This is a genomic window from Nocardia altamirensis NBRC 108246, from assembly GCF_001612685.1.
Classification (GTDB): domain Bacteria; phylum Actinomycetota; class Actinomycetes; order Mycobacteriales; family Mycobacteriaceae; genus Nocardia; species Nocardia altamirensis.
In genome coordinates this window covers 1-25330 of record NZ_BDAY01000047.1, presented here as the reverse complement: position 1 = coordinate 25330, position 25330 = coordinate 1, and the positions used below count along the sequence as shown (strand labels likewise).

Sequence of the window (25330 nt, the reverse complement as noted above, 5' to 3'; positions counted from 1 at the left end):
CGGCCGAGGTACTAGGTCCGGCTCAACACCGCGGTGTTGAGCCGGAGGTAGAGGTACACCAGCGGTGGCACCAGTCCGCAGAAGAGCAGCAGCAAGGTGCGCCAATCGCTGGCGAGCATGATGTCGCCGCCCGGCCCGGTGGTCGCGCAGACCAGGAAGCCGAAAGTCCATGCGGCCAGCGGCAAGAACATCGCCGCGACGCGCTGCGAGACGCTGCGCACGCCCATCACGAGGAGCACGTTCACCACACCGGCCAGCACGCCGGCGAGCGGAACCGAGATGCTGCCGACGTAGGTGGGCAGGTACATGACCTCCAGCGCGAGCGTGATGAACGCGTCGAGCACCAGCACCACGAGGATGACCGTGCCGAGCGGGCCCGGCGACGTCTGCGCCTTGGCGATCACCGTGGCTTGATCGTCGATGGTCGCCCTCACGGCACCGGAGGGAAGCCGAGAAGGGTCAGGAGGTGACTCTGCATCTCGACGAATCCGTGCAATGCCGACAGGTACAGCTCGTGCTGCGCGGGCCAGTTCGGCTTCATGCTCTCGACGAACGCCACGATCGCGTCCTGGACCGACCAGTTGTACTGCATGGGAGCGAGTCTATTCCGGCACTGTCGCGGCCGGGACCCGCATGATCACTTCTCGCCGTCCATCGGGATGTTCGCGACCACCGGGAACTCACCGGTGTAGCCCATCCGCTCCTCGGCGATGGACAGCACCCGCTTGCGCGCCACCAGCCAGCCGACGATCAGCATCGGGATGATCAGCGCCAGCGACGCGACGGTCCAGGTGCCCACCGGATAGTCGAAGCCGGTCAGCACCACCACGAAGAACAGGAACACCAGCGTGAGCAGGCCGGTGTAGGGCGCACCGAACATGCGGAACGCCGGGCGCGTCACCTTGCCCTCTTTGGCCCACCGCCACAGCTGCAGCTGGCACAGCACAATGGTGGCCCAGGAGGCGACGATGCCGAGCGAGGCCATGTTCAGCACGATCTCGAAGGCCTGGTCCGGCACCACACCGTTCAGCGCGATGCCGATGAGTGCGATCCCGCTGGTCAGCAGGATGCCGCCGTAGGGAACGCCGTTGCGGCCCATCACACCGGTGAACTTCGGCGCGCTGCCGTTCATCGACATCGAGCGCAGGATGCGTCCGGTCGAATACAGCCCGGCATTGAGGCTGGAGAACGCGGCGGTGAGCACGACGAGGTTCATCACGCTGCCGATGCCAGGCACGCCGAGCATGGTGAAGAAGGTGACGAACGGGCTTTCCTTGGCGGTGTAGGCCGTGTACGGCAGCAGCAGGGCGAGCAGCACCAGCGAGCCGACGTAGAAGATCGCGATGCGGGCGATCACCGAGTTGATGGCGCGCGGCATGATCTTGGCCGGGTTCTCGGTCTCGCCTGCCGCGGTGCCGACCAATTCGACGGCGGCGTAGGCGAACACCACGCCGGAGACCACGACGACCAGCGGCAGCACCCCGGTCGGGAACAACCCGCCGCTGTCGCTGATCACGCTCGGCCCGGTCGGGTGCCCCTGCACGGTGAACCGGCCGATGAGGAAGATCGTGCCGATGATCAGGAACGCGCTCAGCGCGAACACCTTCACCAGCGCGGCCCAGAACTCCATCTCGCCGAACCACTTCACCGAGATCAGGTTGATGCTGAGCACCAGGACCAGCGCGATGAGCGCGAGCACCCACTGCGGGACACTGCTGAACCCGGACCAGTAGTGGAAGTACTGGGCGATCGCGGTGGTGTCGGCGATGCCGGTCATCGACCAGTTGAGGAAGTACATCCAGCCGGCCACGAACGCGGCCTTCTCGCCGAAGAACTCGCGCGCATAGGAGACGAACGAGCCGGACGAGGGCCGGTGCAGCACCAGTTCGCCGAGGGCACGCAGGATCAGGAAGGCGAAGAAGCCGCAGACGCCGTAGACGAGGAACAGGCCGGGTCCGGCGTTGGCGAGCCTGCCGCCTGCCCCGAGGAACAGGCCGGTGCCGATGGCGCCGCCGATGGCGATCATCTGCAGCTGTCGAGGCTTGAGACTCTTGTGGTATCCCGCGTCCTCATCACTCAGATGAGACCTGTCGCCGACCGCCGTCATGAACCGCTTCGCCCTCCACATCGAGAATTCGAGATCACGGGAACGGTACCCGGCGTACCGGATAGGTCAAACAGCAACCCTCAGGCTACAGATATCCGCAGCTCAGCGGGCGTTCAGGAAGTCATTCGGTAATTTCGCCTAAACATGGCAGGAACTACGGCGAGAGTCTGCGGCCATTGATGGAAGTTCGTTAATCGAGTCCGGCGAAGAGATCATGTTCGCGGCCGTCCGACCCGACCTGGCCCCGCCGACCACGCACGAGCACGTAGTGCTCCTCCGGCAGTACCGGTTGAGCAACATTGTTGGTGAGCGCGAATTCCCGGCCCGACGGCGCCACCGTGAGTTGCGTGGCGTGGGCGCGCAAGGCGGCCCGCTTGGCGGCCAGCACGTCGGACACGTCGATGGTGGTCGTCACCGTGTGGCTGGGGACGCACGCGAGCTCGCCGTCCGCGGGCAGTCGCCAGCCCGCGGGCAGTCGGCCGGGCAGCCCGTCGACCGTGCGCTTGGCCAGCGCGGCCGTGTGCTGACGCAGCATGTCCGCGTCGGTGACGGTCCAATAGAACTTCGGGATGTCCCAGCCGCGGTCGGCGGCGACATGCACGGCGGCCGTGGCGATCTGGTGCGCCCGAATGTGGTCGGGATGCCCGTAGCCGCCGTTCGGGTCGTAGCCGATCACCACCTCGGGCCGCAGCTCCAGCAGCACCTCGGTCAGCGCGTCCACCGCTTCGGCGCCGGATTGCACGAACACCCTCGGCTTTTCGGCCGCGGGCGTGCCCGCCATGCCGGAATCGCGCCAGTGGCCTGCACCGCCGAGGAACCGCGGCGGCCCGGCATCGAGCGCCGCCAGCGCGCGCGTCAATTCGAGAATGCGGTAACCGCCGAGTTGATCGGCGCGGTCGGCGGTCAGCTGCGCCCACTCGTCGCCGACGACCTCGCCCTCCTCGCCGAGGGTGCAGGTCACCACGGTCACCGGCACGCCACGACGGCGGTAGTGCGCGATAGTGCCGCCCGTGGTGATGGATTCGTCGTCCGGGTGCGCGTGCACCAGCAGCAGGCCGCCGGTCACGGGATCTTTCGCCACTGTCCGGCATCGCCGAAGATGCCGACCTGGATGCTGCCGCTCAGCGACGCGCCGTCGACCCGAGGTCCGGCCGCGGCGACCAGGTTGTCCTGCACGATCGGCAGCACGGTGGCCAACGCCCACAGCCTCGGCTCGGCGTCGGCGAGCACCCGGCCCGGATCGATGCCGCGCAGTCCCTCGTCGATCGCAGGCTGCAGACCGGGGTCGCAGACCCCGGACAGGTTGGCGGGTGCGCGCCGCACCAGGTCCGAGTTCGGTTGCGCGGTACCGGTTCCCGTGCCGAGCTCGGGCGGCGGGCAGCCGTAGCGAGAGGCGAGCACCGTAGCCGGGTCGGAGCCTGCCCGTTCCCAGCCGACGATCGCGTCGGTGCTGCCCTCGACCAGCTCACGCCCGTACAGCTCGTCGGCCGCGATGCTGCGCACCGTGGCATCGATTCCCGCACTGCGCAATTGGTCGGCCGCGGTGTTCGCGACCGCGATGGCGGTGGTGTCGCCGTCCACCGCGCCGATCCGAATCGACAGGGATTTACCGTTTTTCGCGATCGGCCGCGGCGTCGGCGCGGGCGAGGTCGGCGAGTTGACCGGCGGCGGCTCCGGCGCGCGGCCATACCCTGCCTCCGCGAGCAACGCGAACGCTTCCTCGGGAGGCAAGCGCGGCGGCGCGGTCGGCTGATAGCCCGGATCGGACGGCGAAAGGATCTGCGCGCGAACCGGATCCACCCAGCCGCCGGTCTGCGCGCCGACCGTCGCGAGCAGCGCGGGATCGAGCAGGGCGAGCACCGCGCGCCGGACCCGGATATCGCTGACCGGCCCGGTGCGGCCGTTGAGTGCGAGCTGCAACGTCCGCGACTGCGGCATGATCGCGGTGCGGATCGACGGGATCGCCGCGAGCTGCGCCTGCGTGGCGACGCCGCCGTGCACCAGCGTCATCTGAGCGTCGTTGGTACGCAACGACTCCGCCAGCTGCGCAGGCGTGCCGCCACGACGCAGCAGGATCTCGTCCGGCGCCGCGGGCGTGCCCCAGTAGCGCGCGTTGCGCTCCAGCAGGATTTCCTCACGCCGCGGATCGATGTTCTTGATCGAGAACTGCCCGCCGGACACCCGGATCCGCTTCACCCAGCCGTCCTGGAACCCGCCGGGCCCGTCCTTGGCCAGATGCGAGGGCAGCAGGTTGGCGAACAGCTGCTGCCACGCCGGATAGGGCTCGCGCATGGTCACTTTCACCAGCTTGCCGCCCTCGGCGGAGTCGATGTCGGTGATCAATCGATAGCCTGCGGAGTCGACAACCCCCGGCTGCGCGATCATCTGCTGCCACAGGAACTCGAAGTCCTCCGCCGCGATCGGTGCGCCGTCGGACCAGTTCGCTTCGTCACGGAGCTTGTAGGTGATCGTGAACGGCTCCTGCGCGGTCACCTCGGCCGATGCGATCAGCGAGGTGTCGGGCACCCAGTCGGTCGCGCCCGGCGCGGCCGGACTCGGCACCGGCCGGAACGGGCTCGGCAGCACCATCGAACCGAGCGCAGCGGTGACCGGCGACTGGTCCGACCGCAGGTGCGGATTGAACCCGATGCCGATGGTGTCGACCGCGACGACCACCGTGCTCTTGCCCGGTTTGGCCGGTGTGGTTTTCGGGCTGTCGGTACTTTCGATGGGCGGTGGCGGGTTCGCCGTGCAACCGGCGAACACCGTCAACGACGCCGTCACGATGATCAGTACTGCGCGCCAGGTCGCGCGTCGAGATCCCTCCGAGCTCACGATGCGCACTCTACTGAGGGCTGAGCGTCAGCGCCGGAGGAGGCAGCGCAGCGTTACCACGCAGGCGCAGCGAAGCCCTCGAATCAGACACTGCGGCGACTACAGCGCAGCCCGGTCCCGAGCCTTCCGTCGCGACAGTTCGCGGCCGCGCTCGGTCGCGCCGAGAATCACCTTGCGCACCCGGACCACCTCCGGCGTGACCTCGACGCACTCGTCGTCGGCACAGAACTCCATCGCGGCTTCCAGATCCAGCTGCAGCGGCTTGGCCAGCGTCTCGAACACGTCCGCGGTCGAGCTGCGCATGTTGGTCAGCTTCTTCTCGCGCGTCACGTTGATGTCGAGATCCTCGGCACGCGGGTTGATGCCGACGACCATGCCCTCGTAGGTGTCCGCGCCCGGCTCGACGAAGAACTGGCCGCGGTCGGCGAGCTGGATCATCGCGAACGGGGTCACCGAACCGGCCCGGTCCGACACCAGCGCGCCGGTGTGCCTGGCCCGGATCTCGCCAGCCCACGGCGCGTAGCCGTGCGAAACGGCATTGGCGATGCCGGTGCCTCGGGTCTCGGTGAGGAAGTCGGTACGGAAGCCGATCAGGCCGCGCGACGGGACGATGAACTCCATCCGCACCCAGCCCGCGCTGTGGTTGGCCATCTGGACCATCTTGCCCTTGCGGGCGGCCAGCAGCTGGGTGACGGCGCCGAGGTACTCGTCGGGACAGTCGACGGTGAGCTCTTCGTACGGCTCGTGCACCTTGCCGTCGACCTGCTTGGTGACCACCTGCGGCTTGCCGACGGTCAGCTCGAAGCCCTCGCGACGCATCTGCTCGACCAGGATGGCCAGCGCGAGTTCGCCGCGGCCCTGGACCTCCCAGGCGTCCGGGCGGCCGATGTCGAGCACGCGCAGCGACACGTTGCCGACCAGTTCCTGATCGAGGCGCGACTTCACCATGCGGGCGGTGAGCTTGTGGCCCTGCACCCGGCCGACCAGCGGCGAGGTGTTGGTGCCGATGGTCACCGAGATGGCAGGCTCGTCGACCGTGATGCGCGGCAGCGCAACGGGATTCTCGAGATCGGCGAGCGTATCGCCGATCATGATCTCCGGGATGCCTGCGATGGCGACGATGTCACCGGCCACCGCGACCTCGCCCGGCTGGCGCTCGACGCCGATGGTCTGCAGCAGCTCGGTGATCTTCACCTGCTTGGTGCCGTCGCCGTGCATCCAGGAGACGTTCTGGCCCTTGCGCAGCTCGCCCTGGTAGATGCGGACCAGTGCGAGGCGACCGAGGAACGCCGAGGCATCGAGGTTGGTCACGTGCGCCTGCAGCGGCGCGGCCGGGTCGCCCTTGGGCGCCGGGATGTTGTTGAGCAGCACCTCGAACAGCGCGTCGAGGTTTTCCGCGTCCGGCGCGTGCCCGTTCTCGGGACGCTCCTTGGACGCCTTGCCTTCGCGGCCGGAGGCGTAGAGCACGGGCAGGTCGAGCGCGAGCTCGGCGGCCTCGGCGGCGGAATCGTCCAGATCGGAGGCCAGGTCGAGCAGCAGGTCGTGGCTCTCCTCGACGACCTCCTCGATCCTGGCGTCGGGACGGTCGGTCTTGTTGACGACCAGGATCACGGGCAACGACGCGGCGAGCGCCTTGCGCAGCACGAAGCGGGTCTGCGGCAGCGGGCCCTCGGAGGCGTCGACCAGCAGCACGACACCGTCGACCATGGAGAGGCCGCGTTCGACCTCACCACCGAAGTCGGCGTGGCCCGGCGTGTCGATCACGTTGATGACGGTCACGGAGCCGTCGGGGTGATGCCGATGCACCGCGGTGTTCTTGGCGAGAATGGTGATGCCCTTCTCGCGCTCCAGATCACCGGAGTCCATGACCCGGTCGACGAGCTCGGCACGCTCGGCGAAGGCGCCGGATTGGCGGAGCATGGCGTCGACCAGCGTCGTCTTACCGTGGTCGACGTGGGCCACGATGGCGACGTTGCGAAAATCGCGCGCAGACGACACGCTGAATCCTCCTGCTGTTAGGTGTAGGTACCGGCCGACCCCTGCAAACAGGTGGAGAATGGAAACTCACCGGGCATTGCGGCCATATACACCCTACCCGCGATCGGGTCACCCCAAAGTTTCAGGCGTTCGACTTAGGGTATGCTAACCGACGTGGGCAAGGTCAAAGCATCCAAGGTTTCCAGCTTGAAACCCAAGAAGAAGTGCTGTCGTAAGAAGACGCGCTGCGTGAAATGCCCTGTCGTCATTATGCGGATGAAGAAGTGCGAAGCCGCAGGCATCTGCGGTAAAGACCTCAAAAAAGCACTCAAGCAGGCGCGCGCCGCCTGACGTTTTCCTACGCTACCGGCTCGCCCGACTGGGAGCCCGCACCGACCGGTGGCGCAATGACGGATATCACTCTCGGGGTAGGTGTAGAACCGGAGCTATGAGCGCTCCCCTGCTGACCGAGTCCGAACTCGCCGAGGCGTTGACCGGACTTCCCGAGTGGACCAGAGACGGCGACGTCCTGACCCGCACCATCCAAGCAACCAGCTTCCTGACCGGCATCGAGCTCGTCAGGGAGGTCGCCGCGGCCGCGGAGGCCGCGAACCATCATCCGGACATCGACATCCGGTGGCGCAAGGTCACCTTCGCGCTGTCCACCCATGACTCGGGCGGGCTCACCGCACTCGACGTCGACCTGGCGCGCCAGATCGACGGATTCGCGGCCGAGCTGAGCTGAGCGGTCGCTACGCGGCGCGCGCGGTGTCGGCACCGGCAACGCGCGCGGCCGTCTCGTCCCGGCCGGCTCGCGTGCGGCCCGACCAGATCACCCAGCCGAAGAACACCAGCGCGCCGAACACGTCGACGGTGCCGAGCCAGGCGAGCACGGCAGGCCGGGGAATCGTCCAGATCGAATCCTGAGCGAACGACAGCACCCACGGCACGCCGATGAGCGTGTTCACCAACCAGTAGCCCGCGATGATCTTGGCACCGCGCACCGCACGCAGCGGCCCGTACAGCAGCCACAGCACGGTCGGCAACAGCCAAACCCAGTGGTGCGACCAGGAAATCGGCGAGACGAGCAGGCCGAAGAACTGCACGATGATCAGCGTGCCCATCCGGTCGTCCGGTTCGAGCGCGCGCCAGGCGAGGAAGGCGAGCACCGTGACCACGAGCACGCCCGCGATCCACCACGGTCCGGATTGCACGTCGTACCCGAGGACTCGGCTCATCGCACCACGCAGCGACTGGTTCCACACCGAGCCCACCGGCCCGATCCGGTCCGCGTCGCCGAGCAACTTGTCGAAGTAACGCCACGCCTCGTGCGGCGCTACCAGGAAACTGATCCCGACGGTCGCGCCGAACACCGCCGCCGAGCACACCACCGCCACCCAGCGCCGCCGGGCAACGAAATACAGCCCGCTGATCGCGGGCGTCAGCTTGATCCCCGCGACGATGCCGACCAGCCCGCCGGACACCCACCAGCGCGAGCTGCGCACCGCGAGCATCGCGCCGAGCACCAGGAAGACGTTCACCTGGCCGTAGTCCATCGTGGTGCGCACCGGCTCCATCCAGAGACCAAGCGCCGTCCAGCCGACGATCGCGGCTCTGCGGCCAGGGTCGCGCGCCGCTTCTTCACCGAGGATCAGCTCGAAAGCTATTCGCACCACGACATATAACGCGGCGATGGTGGCGAGCAGCCAGCCCACCGCGACGACGTTGAACGGCAGATAGTGCAGCGGGAAGAACAGCAGTGCGGCGAACGGCGGATAGGTGAAAGGCAGTGGGAAGTCCGGAGTCTTCTCCGCATAGGTGAAGTCGTAGAGCCGGTCGGTGAGCAGTGACGCCGAGCCGTCGACGTAGACGTGCAGGTCGACCACGTTGATCCCGTTCGGCGAGAACAGCATCCAGGCCAACCTGGCCAGCACGGATAGCCCGAGTGCCAGCACAGCCCATCGGAGGTGACGGTTCAAATCGCAGGCTTTCGACTCGGATGCGGTGCGTCGGCCAGGCACCCGGCAATGCGGGTTTTCGGCGACAAGAACGGACAGCTCCGATTAGATTAACCGCAGCGCGAATCCGCGCGGCTCCGCCCTCGAATGACTGATAACATTTGCATCACCTTTCACACCAGTAACACCTGACGCGCGCTACCGTCTGATAACACTGATCGTCCGCACGACCTGCGGGACGCTGCAGCTGTACACATAGCCGCGATGTCCCTAGAGTGACCCCCGAAACGATGGCTTTTCAGCATCGGCCCAGATGTACCCGAGGTAAGGACGGCTAGACCAGTGCTTCGCACCCGAGGATCGCGGATCGCATTGTCCGCGCTCGCCATCGCGGCGAGCGCCACGCTTGCCGCGCCGACGACAGCAGTCGCCGCGCCCGCGCCCGCGCCTGCGGCGACCCCGATTTCCGTGCCCATGGTGCCCGAAGGCGTCCCGGTCGACGCCCTCGCCGCCCTTGCACCCGCCATCGTCGGCTCGATCGCCGGTCCTGCCGACATCGCGGGCGGCCCCCAGTCGGCCATCCTCGAACAGGCCCGCAATCTGCTTGCCACGCTGCCCTTGCCGCCGCAGATCAAGTCGACGCTGGAACGGATCATCACCTTCCTGGACGGCAGCGGCGGCGGTGGCCCTGAGCTGCCGCAGGAAGGCCCGGTCATCGCGCAGTTCCTCTACCCGACCATCGGCAAGGGCTGCATCGGAGCGACCGCCGATTCGATCGGCACCGCGCTCGCCGTCCCCGGCCCCGCGCAGCTGCCGCCGCCCGGACCGAAGCCGGGCCAGGCAGGTTTCGTGTTCACCGCGCTCGGCACCAAAGCGCCGACGGCCGAACAGAACCCGCCGATGACGGTGCAGTGGATGAACCTGGATACCCGCCAGTCCGGCATCCTGCCGCTGACCGACGAGGCCAAGATCAACCCCGGCGGGCCTGCCACCCTGTCCGCGATCGCCGACACCGGTTTCGGCCGGGTCGTCGCGGTCATCTCCGGGTCGCTGACCACCAAGGCCGCCGACGCGGACCCGCGCACCTGCTCGTTCCTGCCGACCCTGGGATTCTTCACGGTCGCATGAGTTCTCGAACAAAGGCGGCGACTCCAACCGGGTCGCCGCCTTTGTCGTCTCCGCGACATGACGGTGCGGAATCGCGGTGTTGACGCATGACATGGTGGGGATTGTGGTAAACCGCTAAGTATGGCGACGATCGAACATTCGATACGGCCCGGCCGCTCCATCCGGAGCAGGCACTCTCATCGATCGATTCTGTCCTTCCGATCCGAGGGATCCATTCTCTCCATCGGTTCGGCGTATTCGATCCTCTCGATCGGCAGCGTCGGGTCGGTGCTGTCGGTCGGCTCGGTCGGGTCCTTCGGCTCGGCCATCTCCTCGTTTTCGTTCACCAGCCTCGGATCGGCGTTCTCCGGATTATCCCGCTGGTCGCTGTTCTCCTGGCTCGGCGATCACGAGGCCCCCGACAGCAGGCCGACACTGCGGGTCGTGCCCGACGACGAGCCCGATCTCCGCGAAACCCCGCTGAGTCACTGCCAGACCTAGCCTACGCACTGAGCCGCGTCGGCAATGAGCCTTACCACTGGCCGAAGTCGGGCTTCAGTGCGTTGTTGAGGTCGATGCCGATGCCGTCGATGCTGCGCTTGTCGATCTCGAACTGGTGCAGGTGCGCGGCGGGGTGCACGTAACCCGGTTCGGTGCCCCAATTGTGTTGCCAGTACCAGGAACCCAGGCCGGCGGCGGTGGCGAGCTCGATGGTCGGCGCGTTGGCGTACATGCCGGTGTTCTCCTTGCCGAGCACCGACTCCCAGCCGAGGATGTAGGGCATGATCATGGTGGTGAAGTCGAGCGTGCTCGGGTTGTCGTCGATCGAGGCGTAGATCGGCACACCGTCGGGACCGCCTGCGGCCTTGTGCAAGTCGAGCCCGCGCTGCGCGTGCTTCTTGCCTGCCTCCATGCCGCCGCGCCAGTCCGCGGTCGCCGCCTTGCCGAACTGATAGCAGGACACGACGTGCAGACCCGCCGCGTGCAGCTGGTCCACCTCGTTGGCGAGCAGCGGCTTGCCTGCCATCCATTCCGCGCCGGGCCGACGGTCGGAGACATACCGGATCACGCCCAAATGCCCGGCCGCCCTGATCGCTTCGGCCGACGGCACGCCGCCCGCATAGTCGATCAGCGTGCCGAGCGCACCGGTGGCGGACGCTGGCGCCGCCGATGCGGTCACCCCCACCGCGACGGCCGCAGCGGCATAGCCGAATAGCTCACGCCGGGACACAGAATTGGAACGCATCGTAGGACTCCTTCGCGCAACCCCGACCATGGATAGCGTGCCCGGCGCACCTTCCCCAAGATTATGTGCGCGCCGGGAGCCTCGAACGTGCACTCATTTCACCATATTCACATGGGAACCGCCAGACCCACGGGGCATCCATAGTCACATCAGTCACACGGTGGCGGCGGCCCGCCGCCGGATCAGCGTCCGGTGCCCGTGCCGTCGATGCGGGCGGCGACGTCGATCGTCCGGCCGGAGCTGTCCGACAACTCCTTGCTCACCACCCCGGCCACCTGGGCGATGACCTGCTTCTTGATCCCGGCGAGCGCGCCGAGCGTTGCCGCACGCATGCCGTGCGCCTTGAACTCGAGCCGAATATCGTCCGCGTCGGGCGGCGGCACCTCGATGACGACGAGCAGCGGGTCGGCGGCGCGCGCGGTCAGCACGAGCGGCACCTCCACGTCGGCGCGGTATCGGTTGGCCTTGAGCACGTCGACGGTGATGTCCAGGCTCACCGGCAGGGTCAGATCGAAGGACCGAGGCGTGTCCGCCTTGTCGGCCAGCTGCGGCACGCGCACACTCCCGCGCACGGTGAGCGTCGCCGACTTGCGCGGCCCGGTCTTCAACGGGCCGACCTCGATCGGTCGTCCCGCCATCCGCTCCACCACATCGAACACGCGATCTCTGGTCACGATTCGCGAGAAGAACTGGTGCCCGAACTCGTCGTAGCCGATCCAGTCGAACTCGGCCTGCTCCCGATGCGCCGACTTGGTGCCGTTCACCATCGCCTCGACATCGAAGACCCGAGCGCGGCGTGCCTGCGGATCGGCGAGCATGCTGTTCACCCTGGCGGCGACCTCGCGCTGCACCAGGCCTGCGATCGGGTCGAGCAGCATCTCCCAGGCCGCGTCGACGGCCTGGGCGCGGAGCACAAAACTGATGTCGCGCTGGGTGATCGGCGGGATGTCGATGACGATGAGCAGCGGGTCCGCGGTGCGCGCGTGCAGCGTCAGGTCGATCTCGACGCGGGCCTCCAGCCGCAGCTTCTTGCCGCCGAGCATGACCTTCAGCGCCAGCGACACCGGGACGGTCACGTCGAACGTGACGTGCGGGCCGCTGTGCAGCACCGTCGGCGTGCCGACCTTGCCCTCGGCGACGAAGCCTGCGAGGCCGGCCGGGCCGATCGAGAACGGGCCGATCGCAATGCCTCGACCGGTCATCCCGGACACCGCGGCCTCGATGCGGTCCTTCGTCACCGCGTGGGTGACGAAGCGTTCCCCGAAATCGGCATAGTCGATCCAGGCCGGATCGCTACTCGGTTCGTCGGTCGGCTGCATCAGATTTTCCGAAACCCTCATCTCTGAACGGACACCCGAGAGGGTACGCGACCGACATGGCCCGAAACTTGCCCGCGGCTGAACCCGAGATCCCCGTCCTGTCGATGAGGGGGAGACAGGGCGGGGATCGGCGACAGCGCTGCCGGGCGCCGTCGCATCCATCGTAGGGCCATTCCCGGTCCACCAGGTCACGCATATCGGACAGCTCGACGGCAAGAATCGTCACAGTCGACCAAATCCGTCGACGCCGGCTACCCAGGTCGGCGCGACCCGGTTCCCGGCAGAAACCCAGTGGCGGGCGGCACCGAGCCCGAGGTAGACTCTCTACCATTCCGTTCCCGGAGGGTAGATTGCCATGGGTCTGAATATTAAGAATGAGAGGGTTCACGCCTTGGTGCGTGAGGCCGCAGAGCGGACCGGGATGTCCCAGACAGGCGTGATCGAGGAGGCTCTGAAACGTATGTTGCAAGAACTTGATGCCGAGCGCGAAACCGAACAACACAACAGGAAGAAACGGATCATGGAGATCCTGGCAGACATAGACGCCAGGATGACGCCCGAATTCCGCGCCACGCTCACCACCGACGACCTCTACGACGATCAGGGGATGCCCGCATGATCGTAGACGCATCAGCGGTGCTCGCCATCCTTCAGCGCGAACCGGAGCGGGTTGCGTTCGTCGACGCACTCGATTCGGCCAAGAGCCGAAAGATGTCGGTGGTCAATCACTTCGAAGTCGCCATCAAGGTGGATCGCAGCCCCGATCCGATCATCACCCGGAAGTTTGCCGAGTTGATCGAAGACTCGGATATCGAGGTCGTTCCGATTTCACTGGAGCAAGCCGTGATCGCACGGGAGGCCTACCGCGACTTCGGCAAGGGCAGCGGCCACAAGGCACAGCTCAATCTCGGCGATTGCTTCGCCTACGCACTCGCCACCGTCACCAAGAAACCGTTGCTGTACAAGGGCAACGACTTCGTGCACACCGACATCAGATCTGCTGTCTGACATCGGAGCTTGATTCCGGGCGGCCGCCAAGCCGCCCGGAAAACCGTCCGCCCGAGGCCCCCGCGACGTTCCCTCCGGATCGAAGCCCACTCGCGCCGCGCGCCGACCGCCGCGCCGAACCGGACGAAATACCGTCCGGCCGAGCCTGATCCGCGCTAGTCTCCCCAGGACACCGGCGACGGGGAGGATACGACCCTGGACACGCTGTGGACTTTCGTGGTGCACCGGCGACATCAGCTGCTCATCGACTCCTACCTGCATGTGTCGGCGGTGCTGCAGTCGGTGCTCATCGCCACGCTCGTTGCGGTGCTCATCGGCATAGCGGTGCATCGCAGCCCACTGGGCTCCTCGATCGCCACCGCGCTCGCCAGCGCCATTCTCACGGTGCCGTCCTTCGCGCTGCTCGGACTGCTGATTCCGGTGCTCGGGCTCGGCGTCGGCCCCACGATCAGCGCAATGGTGCTCTATGCGCTGCTGCCGATCCTGCGCAACACCATCATCGGGCTGTCCTCGGTGGATCCCGCGGTCACCGACGCGGCCCGCGGGGTCGGGATGAACCGGGTCCGGGTCCTCGCGGCCATCGAACTTCCGCTGGCCTGGCCCGCGATCCTGGCCGGAATGCGGGTCAGCACCCAGCTGACCATGGGCATCCTCGCCATCGCCGCCTACGCCAAGGGGCCTGGGCTCGGCAACCTGATCTTCTCCGGGCTGGCGCGGCTCGGCAGCCCGAACGCGGTGCCGCAGGCACTGGTCGGCACGGTCCTGATCGTCGTGCTCGCACTGGTCCTTGACGGGATCTACGTCCTCGTCGGACGTCTCACCACCTCGAGGGGAATCCGTGACTGACACCGAAACGCGTTCCGGCAGTAGCACATCGGCGGTGTCAGGCGCGGAGATCGTGCTCGATGCCGTCACCAAACACTATCCAGGCCAGCGTGATCCGGCCGTCGACCGGGTGTCGATGACCATCCCCGCAGGCGAAATCGTCGTGCTGGTCGGGCCGTCCGGCTGTGGCAAGACCACCACCATGCGGATGATCAACCGGCTGATCGAGCCGTCCTCGGGCACCATCACCATCGACGGCCGCGACGCCGCATCGATGAATCCGGACCAGCTGCGCCGCGGCATCGGCTATTCGATCCAGCAGGCCGGGCTGTTCCCGCACCTGACCGTCGCCAAGAACGTCGCGACGGTGCCGGGGCTGATCGGCTGGGATCGCAAGCGGATCACCGAGCGCACCGACGAGATGCTCGACCTGGTCGGCCTCGATCCCGACACCTACCGTGGCCGCTACCCGCGTCAGCTGTCCGGCGGTCAACAGCAACGCGTCGGCGTGGCCCGCGCGCTCGCCGCCGACCCGCCGGTGCTGCTGATGGACGAGCCGTTCGGCGCGGTCGATCCGATCACCCGCGGCCTGCTGCAGGACGAGTTGTTGCGGCTGCAAGGCGAATTGGGCAAGACCATCGTCTTCGTCACGCACGATTTCACCGAGGCGGTCAAGCTCGGCGACCGAATCGCGGTGCTGGGCAACCAGTCCCGGATCCTGCAGTACGACACCCCCGCGGCGATCCTGGCCGAGCCCGCCGACGACACGGTCGCGGGCTTCGTCGGCGCGGGCGCCTCGCTCAAGCAGCTCACGCTCACCCGGGTGCGCGATGTCGAACTGGGGCAATGCCCGACCGCCGTCGAGGACGAGCCGGTCGAGGTCTTGCGTTCGGCGCTTGCCGACAAAGAGTGGCCGTGGTCGCTGGTGCTCGACCAGCAGCGGCGGCCGCTGCGCTGGGTGTCGAGCGAGCATCTCGCGCACGCACAGTCCTTGCGCGGCATCGGAACTCCGATCGGCGAGCCGCTGTCGTTGCAGTCGACGCTGCAGGATGCGTTGGAGGCCTTGCTCTCCGACCAGACCGCGAACGCGGTGGTCACCGGTAAGCGCGGCGAGTACGCCGGGCTGATCAGCATCGACACCCTGGTCGCCCACCTCTCGGCGCTGCGCGCCGAGCACGGAACCGGCCGCGCCGCAACGGATGACGCGCCATGACCGCAGCCACCGAGGCCGCACTGACGGCGGCGGCCGCGCCCGCCGCGCAGCGCAGGGCCGAGCGCATCCGATTGTTCTTTCAGCCGGTGATCGTGCTCGCGCTCACCGCAGGTGTGCTGGTGTGGGCCTTCGCCAGAGACCTCACCATCACCCAGCAGGCCAGCCTGAACGCGGACAACATCGTAAGCGTCACCTGGCAGCACGTGCTGATCTCGGCCACCGTCGTGCTGATCGTCATCGTGGTCGCGGTGCCACTCGGCACCCTGCTGACCCGCCCCCGATACCGCCGCCTCGCCCCGATTTTCGTCGGCATCGCCAATATCGGCGCGGCCGCGCCCGCCATCGGCCTCATCGTGCTCTTCTATCTCGTCACCCGTACCACGGGGTTCTGGATCGGCGTCGCGCCGGTCGCGTTCTATTCGCTGCTTCCGGTGCTGCGCAACACGATCCTCGGCTACCAGGAAGTGGACAGCACCCTCATCGATGCCGGGCGCGGGCAGGGCATGTCGGCGCTGACGGTGTTGCGCCGCATCGAGTTTCCGCTCGCGGTGCCCTACATCCTCGCCGGTCTGCGCACCTCGCTGGTGCTCGCGGTCGGCACCGCGACGCTGTCGTTCCTGGTGAGCGCGGGCGGTCTCGGCATCCTGATCGACACCGGCTACAAGCTGCGCGACAACGTGACGCTGGTGGTCGGCGCCGTGCTCGCCGTCGCGCTCGCACTGCTCGTCGACTGGCTCGGCGCGCTCGCCGAACAGTTCCTCGGGCCGAGGGGGTTGAAGTGAGCCGGTGGTCGCGGGCGCTTGCGCTGGTCAGCGGGCTGGTCCTGATCGCGGGGTGCGGCCTGGAATCCGGTGGCGCGGTGCCGCTGCGGGTGGGCCCTGGCAGCATCGGCCCGATCCCCGAGCTCGACGGGGTGAACATCACCGTCGGGTCGAAGGACTTCACCGAGCAGAACATCCTCGGCTACCTCATCGAGTTCGCCATGTCGGCGGCGGGCGCGCAGGTGCGCGACCTCACGAACATCCAGGGCTCCAACAGTCTTCGTGACGCCCAGCTGCACGGGCAGATCGACGTCGCCTACGACTACACCGGCACCGGCTGGGTGAACTACCTCGGCAAGGAGCAGCCGATCCCGGACGAGGTCGGTCAGTTCGAGGCCGTGCGCGAGGCCGATCGGGCCGCGCACGGCATGCTGTGGACCGCGATGGCGCCGATGAACAACACCTATGCGCTGGTGACGAGTTCGCGCACCCAGCAGGAGACCGGCGTGCGGACGCTGTCGGATTACGCGAAGCTGGCCAACTCCGATCCGAGCGCCGCGGCCATCTGCGTCGGCACCGAATTCAATGTGCGCCAGGACGGACTCCCCGGCCTGACCCGCAAATACGGGATCGACGCTGGCAAGGTGCCCAAGCAGATCGTCACCGATCAGGTGGTCTATCAGGCCACCGCCGATGCCAAGCAGTGTCGGTTCGGCTCGGTCGCCGCCACCGACGGGCGCATACCAGCGCTGAATCTGGTGCTGCTGCAAGATGATCAGGGCTTCTTTCCGAAATACAATGCGGCGGTGGTGATGCGGCAGTCGTTCGCCGACGCGCATCCGCAGATCGCCACCGTGCTCGCGCCGATCTCCCAGCGGCTCACCAACGAGACCATCACCGAGCTGAATCGGCAGGTGGACGTCGAGGGACGCGAGCCTGCCGATGTCGCCAGGGACTGGATGGTCGCCGAGGGCTTCGTCACCGCTCGGTAGGTCTGGGGCACAACACTTCTCACTGGTGACACCAACGCGGTGCACGGCACTCGCCGCGCACCGCGTCAGCTCACATCCTCGGGTCGCGGCCGAGGTAGCTCAGCAGCTCGGCGACCGCCGAGCCGTCGGACTTGCCCTCGACGACCGCCGCGTAGGCGCCCCACTGGCGCAGCGGCTCAACGATTTCTGCTTCCTCTCCGCTGCCCGGCGCGGGATGCGCGGTGCGGGCGGCGGTGAGCAGGTGCCCGGCCAGCTCGTCGGTCAGCGGCGACGGCTGGCCGGTGGCGATCGCGATGTCCCATGCGTGCACCGCGGCGTCCAATGCGCACATCACGGCGGCGACCGGGGTGGCCAGTGCGCCGTGCGGCAGCGGGGTCGGCACGGTCGCGGTGTCGTCGGCGACCGTCGCCCAGGCGGCGGCGACCTGCTCGACCGCATCCTCGACCAGCGCCTGCGGCGCGCCGTCGAGATGGCCGGACGGCGCGAACGGGTTGTCCGACGGGCCGTTGCCGATGCCGAGGGACGCGGCGAAGCCGAGCTGATCGCCCGCGGCGTGCTGCAGCACCTGCGTCACGTTCCATTCCGAGCACGGGGTCGGCAGCTGCCACTGGTCGTCGCGGACGCCGGCGACCACGGTCGTCAGTGCGCGGTAGGAGTCGGCGAGCACGTCGCGCCACACCGGGCTGAGGGTGGCGATTGCGGAGGTAGCGGAGGTGGCGTTCATGTCAGTTCCTTTGTGGGTTGTTCTTGCTTCTGACATCAGCCTATGTGGCCATTAGGCTAGTTTCGTTCCTAATTTTTCGGAGGTGAAATGTGACGCCGACCACACTGCGCGTGCTGCGGTTGCTGGCCCTGCTGCAGGACCGCGCCCACACCGGGCGAGAACTGGCGGAGCGGTTGTCGATCACCGACCGCACGCTGCGCCACGACATCCAACGCCTGCGCGACCTGGGCTATCCGGTACAGGCACAGCGGGGCGCGGTCGGCGGCTATCGGCTCGGTCGCGGCACCACCATGCCGCCGCTATTGCTCGACGACGACGAGGCTGTTGCCGTCGCGGTGGCCGTCGGCCTGGCCGAGGACGGGGCCACCGGGATCGCCGATATCAGCGAGAATGTCAGCCGGGCGCTGGCCAAACTCGACCAGATCCTGCCGAAACGCTTGCAGCGCAAGGTGACCGCGCTCCGCGAGGCCACCGCGATCGGACCGGCAACCACCGGATCCAGAGAACCGGACGCCCCGGTCCCTGCCGCGGTGCTGACCACGCTCGCAAGCGGTATCCGCGACGGCGCCACCGTCCTGCTCGACCAGGACGACACCGAGCACACCGAGGAGATCGAGCCCTATCGGCTCATCAACTGGCAGCGCCGCTGGTACCTGGTCGCCTACCACCTCGAAACCCATTCCTGGAGTGCGATTCCCGTTGCCAGAATCCAGCGGGCGAGCGCGGGCAGCCGCCGCTTCGCACCCCGCGCCCTCCCCGACGACGACCTGGTCGCCTTCGTCATGCGTCATATCGCCAGCACCGGCTGGAAGGTGAATGCCAGGGTCACCGTCCTGGCCCCGGCCGAAACCGTCATCGCCCGCATCAATCCCGCGGTCGGCGTGGTGGAAGCGGTCGACGCGAACACCTGCATCCTGCTGACCGGCGCCGACGCCATGGAGACCATCGCCATCTACCTCAGCATGCTGATGATGGATTTCCGTGTCGACGGCCCGCCGGAACTCGTCGACCACATCCGCACCATCGCCCGCCGCTACACCGCCGCCGTGCCGCCGGAATGACAAAGAGGCCGGCCCGAGCGAACTCGGGTCGGCCTCAGTGCTTTTCGGGTCAGGCGTGCCCGACCGTTGTCGCCGCGTCCGCCGCCTTGCGCATCGGGATCAGGGCGGTGAGCACGATCGCCACAATGGCGGCGGCCGTCGCGATGAGGAAGGTGGTGTGGAATCCGTCGCGGGACGGGAACACGTGCGGACCGAGCTGCATGGTCATGTGCGCCAGCACCACGGCCATCACGGCCGACGAGGTGGACGTGCCGACCGAACGCATCAGCGAGTTCAGTCCGTTCGCCGCGGCCGTCTCGGTGACCGGCACCGCTCCCATGATCAACGCGGGCATCGCCGCGTAGGCCAGGCCGACACCGGCCGCCACGATCATCGAGGCAAGCATGATCTCCCAGACGCTGTTCATCAGCACCACGGCACACAGGTAGCCCGCCGCGATCACCGCGGAGCCGAGCGCGAGAGTGATCTTCGGGCCGCGTGCCGCCGACAGCTTGGCCGACACCGGCGAGAGCAGCATCATCACGAATCCGGTGGGCGCCAAGGCCAATCCGGCGTTGACCATGGAGAGGCCGAAGCCGTAGCCGGTCTGCTCGGGCGCCATCAGCAGCTGCGGGAAGGTCAGCGACATGCCGTACAGCGCGAAGCCGACCGCGATGGAGGCGGCGTTGGTGAACAGCACCCGCGGCCGCGCCGAGACCCGCAGGTCGACCAGCGGCGAACGCTGCCTGAGCTCGAACGCGCCCCAGCCGAGGAACACCACCGCCGACACTGCGAACAGGATCAGCGTTTTCCCGCTGGCCCAGCCCCAGTCCGCACCCTTGGTGATCGGAATGAGCAAGGCGAGCAAGGCAATCGAGAGACCGACCGCGCCACCGAAATCGAAACGTGCGGGAGTGCGCACCGGCGACTCCGGCACGAACACGAAAACCAGTGCGGCACAGACGACGCCGAGACCGGCCGCGGTCCAGAACAGCATGTGCCAGTCCGCGTTCTGCGCGATCGCTGCGGCAAGCGGCAGCCCGAGCGCGCCGCCGACGCCGAGCGTCGCGCTCATGATCGCCATCGCCGAACCGACCTTCTCGGCGGGCAATTCGTCGCGCATGATGCTGATGCCCAACGGAATCGCGCCGACCGCGGCACCTTGCAGCGAGCGCCCGACGATCTCGGGAACCAGCGAGGAGAAGCTCGCGCAGACGACCGAGCCCGCGATCAGCGCGAGCAGATTGACGAACAGCACCCGGCGCTTGCCGAACATGTCGCCGAGCCTGCCACTGATCGGCGTCGCCACCGCGCCGGCGAGCAGCGTCGCGGTGACCACCCATGAGGCGTTGGACGCCGAGGTGTTCAGCAGGGCGGGCAGTGTCGGGATGATCGGGATGACCAGCGTCTGCATCAGCGACACGACCACGCCGACCATGCCGAGGGTCGCGATGAGGACGGCAGACTTGGGACGCCGTCGGTCGTCGGTATCGGAGACGGTCGAGGACGCGTCGGCAGCAACACTCACGAATGTGCACGCTACACACGTTGTGTATGGTGCACAATTTAATATCGCCGTGATGCACACGACATAGTGAGGACCATGTCCGAATCCGGTCTTGCCACCGACGCAGCGCTGACCCGCCTGGTGTTCGAGCTGACCCTGCTCGCCAGGCACTTCCCCGCGTCGATGTTGCGCCGCCCAGGCTTCCAGCTCGACCGCTCGGCCTTCCTGATCCTGACCAGACTCGAATTCGACGCACCGCTGAGCCTGAAGGAGCTGTCCGAGGCCTTCCAGCTCGACATCTCCACGATCAATCGTCAGGTCGCCGCCATGCTCAAGCAGGGCCTGGTCGACCGCGTCCCCGACCCGGACGGCGGCATCGCCCGCAAGATCCAGGCCAGCGCCGCGGGCAAGGCGGCACTCGCCGCGGATCGCCTGCAGTGCCGCGAGGGCATCGGCACGGTGGTCGCCGAGTGGCCCGACACCGATGTCGAACAGCTGAGCAGGCTGATCGCACAGTTCAACCAGTCCGTCGAGCACATCGAGGACAATCCGTGGCCACGCCTGCCCGAGGTCCGCTGACCGGTCCCACGCGTGCGGCGGTTCGCCGTCGCCGCCCGTACGATCATGCTGTGAGGCTGGGTGTTGGTCTGGTCGCCGTCGCGGTGCTTGCGACCGCGGGGTGTGATTTCGCCGAGGCGGACGCATGGTCGGACTGGACCGTCACGGTGTACTACACCCCGGTCGAGTCGTACCACGACGGACCGCGCGAGACGGTGCACGGCTGCTCCGATCTCGCGTGCACCGACCCCGACGCCGAACTCGGCACACTGCCAACGGATTTCATCGAGGCCGTGCGCGACGAGGGCACCGGCCGGATCACCAGCGGCGAGCACGCGGGCGCATACCTGAACTGGTCCTACGACACCGGCTTCTGGCTCGACACGCAGCCACGCGACGCCGCGGGCGAGGTGCTGCGGCCGTTCCAGAGCGCCGCCGCCGACGACCTCACCCCCGGACTTCGCCTGCGCCTCACCGACTGCGGCATCCTCAACACCGCGGACCCCGACACCTGCGCCAAATTCCAGGCCGCCGAGTGGTCCATCGCGGACGGCTTCGCCCCGAGCCTCGGTGGCGCCCGCCACCTCGACCTGTACATCGGCGAGGAATCCTCCGAAAACTTCACCGAGAGCCCCGATTACGTGTTCTTCCTCGGCGCCACCTTGGCGCCGCTGTCCTAGTCGGCATGCTCGGCGGTTGCCATGCCGCAGCCGTCGGCACGCCCGCAGGTTGCCCGGGGGCCGCTGGTGGGCAACGGACGGGAAATACGACACCGGATGAACTAATCCGAAAGAATGGTCGAATACCGAAAGGTATTGAATACCAAGGGGTATTCAATACTGCGAGGTATTCTTGCGGCGCTGTCCGGGGGAAATGGCTGCTGCCCCCGAGATTCTGCCGATTTGGTCTTACATCTTTCCGGCAAATTATGTAGCGTCGCCAGTGCTGAAACTTCGATTGACAAGCGGTGGCGAAACCTTCAGATGACAAGCGGTAGCGCGGTATTCGGTATTGACGGCTGTCTGGAACGCATCATGGACATCCCCGGCGCGCACAGCGTGACCCTGGTGGACAGCGCGAGCGGACTCGCGATCGCCGCCGCCGGGCGACACGAACTCATCGACGCCCACGAAGCCGCCGCCACCACGACCGACGTGGTCCGGGCCGTCCTGGACTGTCCGGCACTCGCGACCGACCGCGACGGCGACGACATCGCCGAGATCATCGTCAGCGGACCACGGGGATTCCATCTGCTGAATCTGGTGAACGGCGACTTCGACGGCAGACTTTTCGTGCACGTACTATTCGACGAAACCGGCAATCTGGCGATGGCTCGATTCCAACTCCGAGCAATTCTCGCCGAATTGACCGAGGACGGCCATGAGCGGTGAACTCGCGGTCGAACTGCGTAGGCTCGAAAAGGAAGGCCGCACCGGAGTACTTCGCATGCGCGACGGTGCATTTCATCTCACCGACGGTGCGATCGCCTCGGCCGACTGCCGCTGCACCACCGGCCTCGATCGGCTCGTCGTTGCCGCGGGCGTGGCGAATATCGACGACTGGCGCCAGGCAGAAGCCGGGCATCCCGATGGTGTGCTGGGCCGTCCCCGGCTGGAAGCCCTGGCATTGCTGTCGGTTTTCGACGCCGCCTACTTCCTGCTCGGCTCCCCCGCCGACGTCGAATTCCGGCCTGCGCCGCCGCACTGGCTGGCGACGGTCTGTCATGTCACCCCACACGCCATCGTGCAGGAGTGTGTGCGGCGCGGCGACCCGGATTCCGGACCGTGGCCCGCCGCACTCGTCGATCGCGCGCCCGTCGTTCCCGCCCAACGGATTCGGCGCAAGCGCGTCGTGCTCACCGCGGGCCAGGCCGAGGTGCTCGCCACCGCCGACACCCGGCGCAGCATCAGCGGGATCGCCCGCGACCTCGGCCGGACCACCTACGGCTGCCTGATGGCGGTGCGTGACCTGACGACAGCGGGACTGATCGAGCCACCCCCCGTCTTCGCCAGGCCCGCGATGACCGTCGACCCGGCGCGCGCCGAGCTCGTGCCGAGCCTGTCCGTGGCCGCCGAAACCGCACGGCCGCTGCGCCGTCGGGTGCGCCAGCCCGTGTCGATGCCTGTCGAGACGGACCCGATCGACCACCACCTCCTCGTCCGGCTGCGGGCAGCTTTGGAGGAGCTTGCGTGACCGCGCGGAAGAAGATGCTCGGCGAATTGATGGGAAGGTTGACCAAGGTGGCGATGTCCGAACCCGAACAGAATGCGGTGGTGCTCGCGGAGCTGAAGTTGCTGCGCGAACGGGCCCCGCAGCTGACCGGCGTGCTGGTGGCATCCAGTGACGGGCTGCTCGTCGCGCACGATCTGCCCACCCATCTCGAACCCACCGCGATGGCGGCGATGGCCGCGGCACAGCTATCGCTGTCGCATCGGCTGGCCACCACCGCCCACGGCGGCGGCTTCCACGAGGTCGTGGTCCGCGGCACCGCAGGTTACGTCGTGATCTACGCGGCGGGCTGGACCTCGTTGACCGTGCTCGCCGGCCCAGAAGTGAACGTCGGACGGCTCCACCTGGAGTCACGTCCGGTGGCCCGTGCCGTCGCCGAACATCTCGCGGCGATGGCGAACGACTCCGGAAAACACCGGACAACAAACACCGACCGAAAGGAACGAATATGAGCAATATGGATCTGGCGCTCAAGGACATGATGGTGATCGACGGCGCGATCGGCGCCGCCGTCGTCGACTACAACAGCGGCATGGCGCTCGGCATGCTCAGCAGCTCAAAGGCTTTGGACCTGCAGGTGGCCGCGGCGGGCAATACCGAGGTGGTGCGGGCCAAGATGCGCACCATCGACCAGCTCGGCATCAAGGAAGATATCGAGGACATCCTCATCACGTTGTCTGCCCAGTACCACGTGATCCGGCCGATGACCGGCCGAAAATCCAAGGGCCTGTTCCTCTATCTCGCACTCGACCGCGGCCGGGCCAACCTCGCGATGGCCAGGCACCGCCTCAAGGGCATCGAAGAAGAGTTGGAGGTATAGCCATTCGCGAAGTGCGACAACGGGTTCGGCGCGGCAAGCAGCCCACCTTGCCGCCCCGGTCCAATCCCGGCGGCAGTGCCACGGCCTAGTCGGCGCTGAAGGTCACACCGAAACGCTCACCCAATTGGCCGAGCGCGACCGGATCGCCGAAGACCAGCTCCGCGCTGAAGTCCTCGTCCACCGGTTCGACGGTGCACCACCGCGCGGACGAGCCGACAGCAACGAGACCGAATGTGTAGGTGGCGAACACCAGGGAAGCTTCGACGGCTTCGTCGTCACCGGGATAGACGGGCCAGCTCACCCGGTTTCCGTTGCAATCGAACTCCAGCGAGTCCGGCCGCAGCGCGACATTCGTGATGGTGATGAGCCCGCGGGTGCACGCGGCGATGCGTTGCAACTCCTCCGCGTACCAGATCTCCCTCGCGTCGTCATCTACTCGATTGATCCCCCGAAAAGCCTTGTAGTCGTAGGCATATCGGATTCCGAGGTCATCGAGCAGGCCCAACAGCGCCTCCCGATCGGAGTAACCGAAGTACTCCAGCGTCTCGTCGAAGACCTCCTGGTCCATGCGGCGCTCGGGCTCCGAGGGATCGACGAGCCCGAGCTCGACGACCATCCTCGCCACCTCACGAACGGTGATTTCTGCTGCCAACCCCATGGTGTCCTCCCACATACCGATCGGCCGTACCCGGCAGACGGTATCGAACACCTACGACAGAAACCGCGCGAAAAAGCTGTTCCCAGGGCTGGATTCAGGTCGCGTTGGCGTAGACGCCGGGGGTGATGCCGTAGCAGCGGCGGAACCAGCGGATCAGGTGGGCCTGGTCGGCGAAGCCCGCTTCGGTGGCCGCCGCGGCGATCGGGCGGCCCGCGGCGATCAACCGCCGGGCGGCGCGGAGTCGGAGGATGCGCTGGTATTCGCTCGGGGCCATGCCGTAGCAGGCGCGAAAGGCGCGGTACATGGCGAAGCGGCTGCAGCCTGCGACGGCGGCGAGATCGTCCATGGAGAGCGGGTCGAGGTAGCGGTCGGCGAGGGTGGCGCGGACGCGCCGCGCGATATCGGTGGCCGCGCCGCCGCGGACGACGGCTGCCGAACTCACCAGC

At 67.3% G+C, this 25330-nt stretch carries 30 protein-coding genes; 17 read left to right on the top strand and 13 right to left on the bottom strand.

Annotated features, from left to right (window positions below):
- Window positions 1-11: 11 nt before the first annotated feature.
- The 6 genes from NA11_RS23910 to typA all read right to left on the bottom strand — a co-directional run bounded on the left by NA11_RS23910 (window position 12) and on the right by typA (window position 6940).
- The gene (locus NA11_RS23910; protein WP_084655013.1) at window positions 12-434 is read right to left on the bottom strand and encodes a hypothetical protein; all 423 of its coding nucleotides are present in this window, start codon (window positions 432-434) and stop codon (window positions 12-14) included.
- On the bottom strand, window positions 431-592 hold the full coding sequence (locus NA11_RS45785) for a hypothetical protein (RefSeq protein WP_167837710.1): 162 nt from the start codon (window positions 590-592) through the stop codon (window positions 431-433). The genes NA11_RS23910 and NA11_RS45785 overlap by 4 nt, the downstream gene beginning before the upstream one ends.
- A gap of 45 nt (window positions 593-637) precedes the next feature.
- Window positions 638-2107 carry an amino acid permease gene (locus NA11_RS23905; protein ID WP_069164215.1) on the bottom strand — a complete coding sequence of 490 codons (1470 nt, stop codon included), beginning with the start codon at window positions 2105-2107 and terminating at the stop codon, window positions 638-640.
- 190 nt (window positions 2108-2297) lie between these two features.
- A complete protein-coding gene (gene mshB, locus NA11_RS23900; protein ID WP_069164214.1) occupies window positions 2298-3188 on the bottom strand; it encodes an N-acetyl-1-D-myo-inositol-2-amino-2-deoxy-alpha-D-glucopyranoside deacetylase in 891 nt (296 codons plus the stop codon).
- A complete protein-coding gene (locus tag NA11_RS23895; protein ID WP_439957091.1) occupies window positions 3170-4942 on the bottom strand; it encodes an ABC transporter family substrate-binding protein in 1773 nt (590 codons plus the stop codon). The genes mshB and NA11_RS23895 overlap by 19 nt, the downstream gene beginning before the upstream one ends.
- A 99-nt stretch (window positions 4943-5041) precedes the next feature.
- The gene (gene typA / locus NA11_RS23890) at window positions 5042-6940 is read right to left on the bottom strand and encodes a translational GTPase TypA (protein ID WP_069164212.1); all 1899 of its coding nucleotides are present in this window, start codon (window positions 6938-6940) and stop codon (window positions 5042-5044) included.
- A gap of 153 nt (window positions 6941-7093) precedes the next feature.
- Between typA and NA11_RS45780 the strand changes: the two genes are divergently transcribed.
- Together NA11_RS45780 and NA11_RS23885 are read left to right on the top strand one after the other, a co-directional pair.
- A complete protein-coding gene (locus tag NA11_RS45780; protein WP_167837709.1) occupies window positions 7094-7270 on the top strand; it encodes a hypothetical protein in 177 nt (58 codons plus the stop codon).
- 97 nt (window positions 7271-7367) lie between these two features.
- Complete coding sequence (locus tag NA11_RS23885; protein WP_069164211.1) at window positions 7368-7664, top strand: 4a-hydroxytetrahydrobiopterin dehydratase; 297 nt, start codon at window positions 7368-7370, stop codon at window positions 7662-7664.
- A 7-nt stretch (window positions 7665-7671) separates the two neighbouring features.
- On the opposite strand, the gene NA11_RS23880 is transcribed toward NA11_RS23885, so the two are convergent.
- Window positions 7672-8874: a mannosyltransferase gene (locus NA11_RS23880; RefSeq protein WP_069164210.1), complete on the bottom strand. Its 1203-nt coding sequence runs from the start codon at window positions 8872-8874 to the stop codon at window positions 7672-7674.
- A 345-nt stretch (window positions 8875-9219) separates the two neighbouring features.
- Here NA11_RS23880 and NA11_RS23875 point away from each other — a divergent pair, with 345 nt between their 5' ends.
- On the top strand, window positions 9220-10005 hold the full coding sequence (locus NA11_RS23875) for an Rv1157c family protein (RefSeq protein WP_069164209.1): 786 nt from the start codon (window positions 9220-9222) through the stop codon (window positions 10003-10005).
- Window positions 10006-10125: 120 nt separating this feature from the next.
- Window positions 10126-10485 (top strand): hypothetical protein, encoded by a 360-nt coding sequence (locus NA11_RS23870; protein ID WP_069164208.1) that lies wholly within the window; start codon window positions 10126-10128, stop codon window positions 10483-10485.
- Between the two features lie 31 nt (window positions 10486-10516).
- Here NA11_RS23870 and NA11_RS23865 read toward each other — a convergent pair whose 3' ends face one another.
- Entirely contained in the window at window positions 10517-11230 is a 714-nt protein-coding gene (locus NA11_RS23865; RefSeq protein ID WP_069164207.1) for a DUF1906 domain-containing protein, read from the bottom strand.
- Between the two features lie 182 nt (window positions 11231-11412).
- Entirely contained in the window at window positions 11413-12549 is a 1137-nt protein-coding gene (locus NA11_RS23860) for a hypothetical protein (protein ID WP_069164277.1), read from the bottom strand.
- 355 nt (window positions 12550-12904) lie between these two features.
- Here NA11_RS23860 and NA11_RS23855 point away from each other — a divergent pair, with 355 nt between their 5' ends.
- From NA11_RS23855 to NA11_RS23830, 6 genes are all read left to right on the top strand, one after another.
- On the top strand, window positions 12905-13168 hold the full coding sequence (locus NA11_RS23855; protein WP_069164206.1) for a type II toxin-antitoxin system VapB family antitoxin: 264 nt from the start codon (window positions 12905-12907) through the stop codon (window positions 13166-13168).
- Entirely contained in the window at window positions 13165-13557 is a 393-nt protein-coding gene (locus NA11_RS23850) for a type II toxin-antitoxin system VapC family toxin (RefSeq protein WP_069164205.1), read from the top strand. The genes NA11_RS23855 and NA11_RS23850 overlap by 4 nt, the downstream gene beginning before the upstream one ends.
- Before the next feature lie 195 nt (window positions 13558-13752).
- Window positions 13753-14403 (top strand): ABC transporter permease, encoded by a 651-nt coding sequence (locus NA11_RS23845; protein WP_069164204.1) that lies wholly within the window; start codon window positions 13753-13755, stop codon window positions 14401-14403.
- Window positions 14396-15595: an ABC transporter ATP-binding protein gene (locus NA11_RS23840; protein WP_069164203.1), complete on the top strand. Its 1200-nt coding sequence runs from the start codon at window positions 14396-14398 to the stop codon at window positions 15593-15595. The genes NA11_RS23845 and NA11_RS23840 overlap by 8 nt, the downstream gene beginning before the upstream one ends.
- Complete coding sequence (locus NA11_RS23835) at window positions 15592-16377, top strand: ABC transporter permease (protein ID WP_069164202.1); 786 nt, start codon at window positions 15592-15594, stop codon at window positions 16375-16377. Before NA11_RS23840 ends, NA11_RS23835 begins: the two co-directional genes overlap by 4 nt.
- Entirely contained in the window at window positions 16374-17348 is a 975-nt protein-coding gene (locus NA11_RS23830; protein WP_069164201.1) for a glycine betaine ABC transporter substrate-binding protein, read from the top strand. Before NA11_RS23835 ends, NA11_RS23830 begins: the two co-directional genes overlap by 4 nt.
- Before the next feature lie 70 nt (window positions 17349-17418).
- On the opposite strand, the gene NA11_RS23825 is transcribed toward NA11_RS23830, so the two are convergent.
- The gene (locus NA11_RS23825) at window positions 17419-18072 is read right to left on the bottom strand and encodes a TIGR03086 family metal-binding protein (RefSeq protein ID WP_069164200.1); all 654 of its coding nucleotides are present in this window, start codon (window positions 18070-18072) and stop codon (window positions 17419-17421) included.
- Between the two features lie 89 nt (window positions 18073-18161).
- Here NA11_RS23825 and NA11_RS23820 point away from each other — a divergent pair, with 89 nt between their 5' ends.
- On the top strand, window positions 18162-19133 hold the full coding sequence (locus NA11_RS23820; protein WP_069164199.1) for a helix-turn-helix transcriptional regulator: 972 nt from the start codon (window positions 18162-18164) through the stop codon (window positions 19131-19133).
- 49 nt (window positions 19134-19182) lie between these two features.
- On the opposite strand, the gene NA11_RS23815 is transcribed toward NA11_RS23820, so the two are convergent.
- Window positions 19183-20640, bottom strand: a complete 1458-nt coding sequence (locus tag NA11_RS23815; protein ID WP_218023373.1) for an MFS transporter — start codon at window positions 20638-20640, stop codon at window positions 19183-19185.
- A gap of 75 nt (window positions 20641-20715) precedes the next feature.
- Between NA11_RS23815 and NA11_RS23810 the strand changes: the two genes are divergently transcribed.
- The 6 genes from NA11_RS23810 (at window position 20716) to NA11_RS23785 (ending at window position 24226) form a co-directional block, all read left to right on the top strand.
- Window positions 20716-21198, top strand: coding sequence for a MarR family winged helix-turn-helix transcriptional regulator (locus NA11_RS23810; RefSeq protein ID WP_069164198.1), 483 nt, complete (start codon window positions 20716-20718; stop codon window positions 21196-21198).
- Between the two features lie 50 nt (window positions 21199-21248).
- Window positions 21249-21857, top strand: coding sequence for a hypothetical protein (locus tag NA11_RS23805; RefSeq protein WP_245746126.1), 609 nt, complete (start codon window positions 21249-21251; stop codon window positions 21855-21857).
- A 303-nt stretch (window positions 21858-22160) separates the two neighbouring features.
- Entirely contained in the window at window positions 22161-22568 is a 408-nt protein-coding gene (locus NA11_RS23800; RefSeq protein ID WP_245746125.1) for a roadblock/LC7 domain-containing protein, read from the top strand.
- The gene (locus NA11_RS23795) at window positions 22558-23370 is read left to right on the top strand and encodes a hypothetical protein (RefSeq protein ID WP_069164197.1); all 813 of its coding nucleotides are present in this window, start codon (window positions 22558-22560) and stop codon (window positions 23368-23370) included. The genes NA11_RS23800 and NA11_RS23795 overlap by 11 nt, the downstream gene beginning before the upstream one ends.
- Window positions 23367-23858, top strand: a complete 492-nt coding sequence (locus tag NA11_RS23790; RefSeq protein WP_245746124.1) for a roadblock/LC7 domain-containing protein — start codon at window positions 23367-23369, stop codon at window positions 23856-23858. The genes NA11_RS23795 and NA11_RS23790 overlap by 4 nt, the downstream gene beginning before the upstream one ends.
- Window positions 23855-24226: a hypothetical protein gene (locus NA11_RS23785; protein WP_069164196.1), complete on the top strand. Its 372-nt coding sequence runs from the start codon at window positions 23855-23857 to the stop codon at window positions 24224-24226. Before NA11_RS23790 ends, NA11_RS23785 begins: the two co-directional genes overlap by 4 nt.
- An 85-nt stretch (window positions 24227-24311) precedes the next feature.
- Here NA11_RS23785 and NA11_RS23780 read toward each other — a convergent pair whose 3' ends face one another.
- A complete protein-coding gene (locus NA11_RS23780) occupies window positions 24312-24884 on the bottom strand; it encodes a hypothetical protein (protein WP_141717799.1) in 573 nt (190 codons plus the stop codon).
- Window positions 24885-24978: 94 nt separating this feature from the next.
- Window positions 24979-25330 (bottom strand): helix-turn-helix domain-containing protein (locus NA11_RS23775; RefSeq protein ID WP_141717798.1); only part of this gene is annotated, 352 nt, incomplete at its 5' end.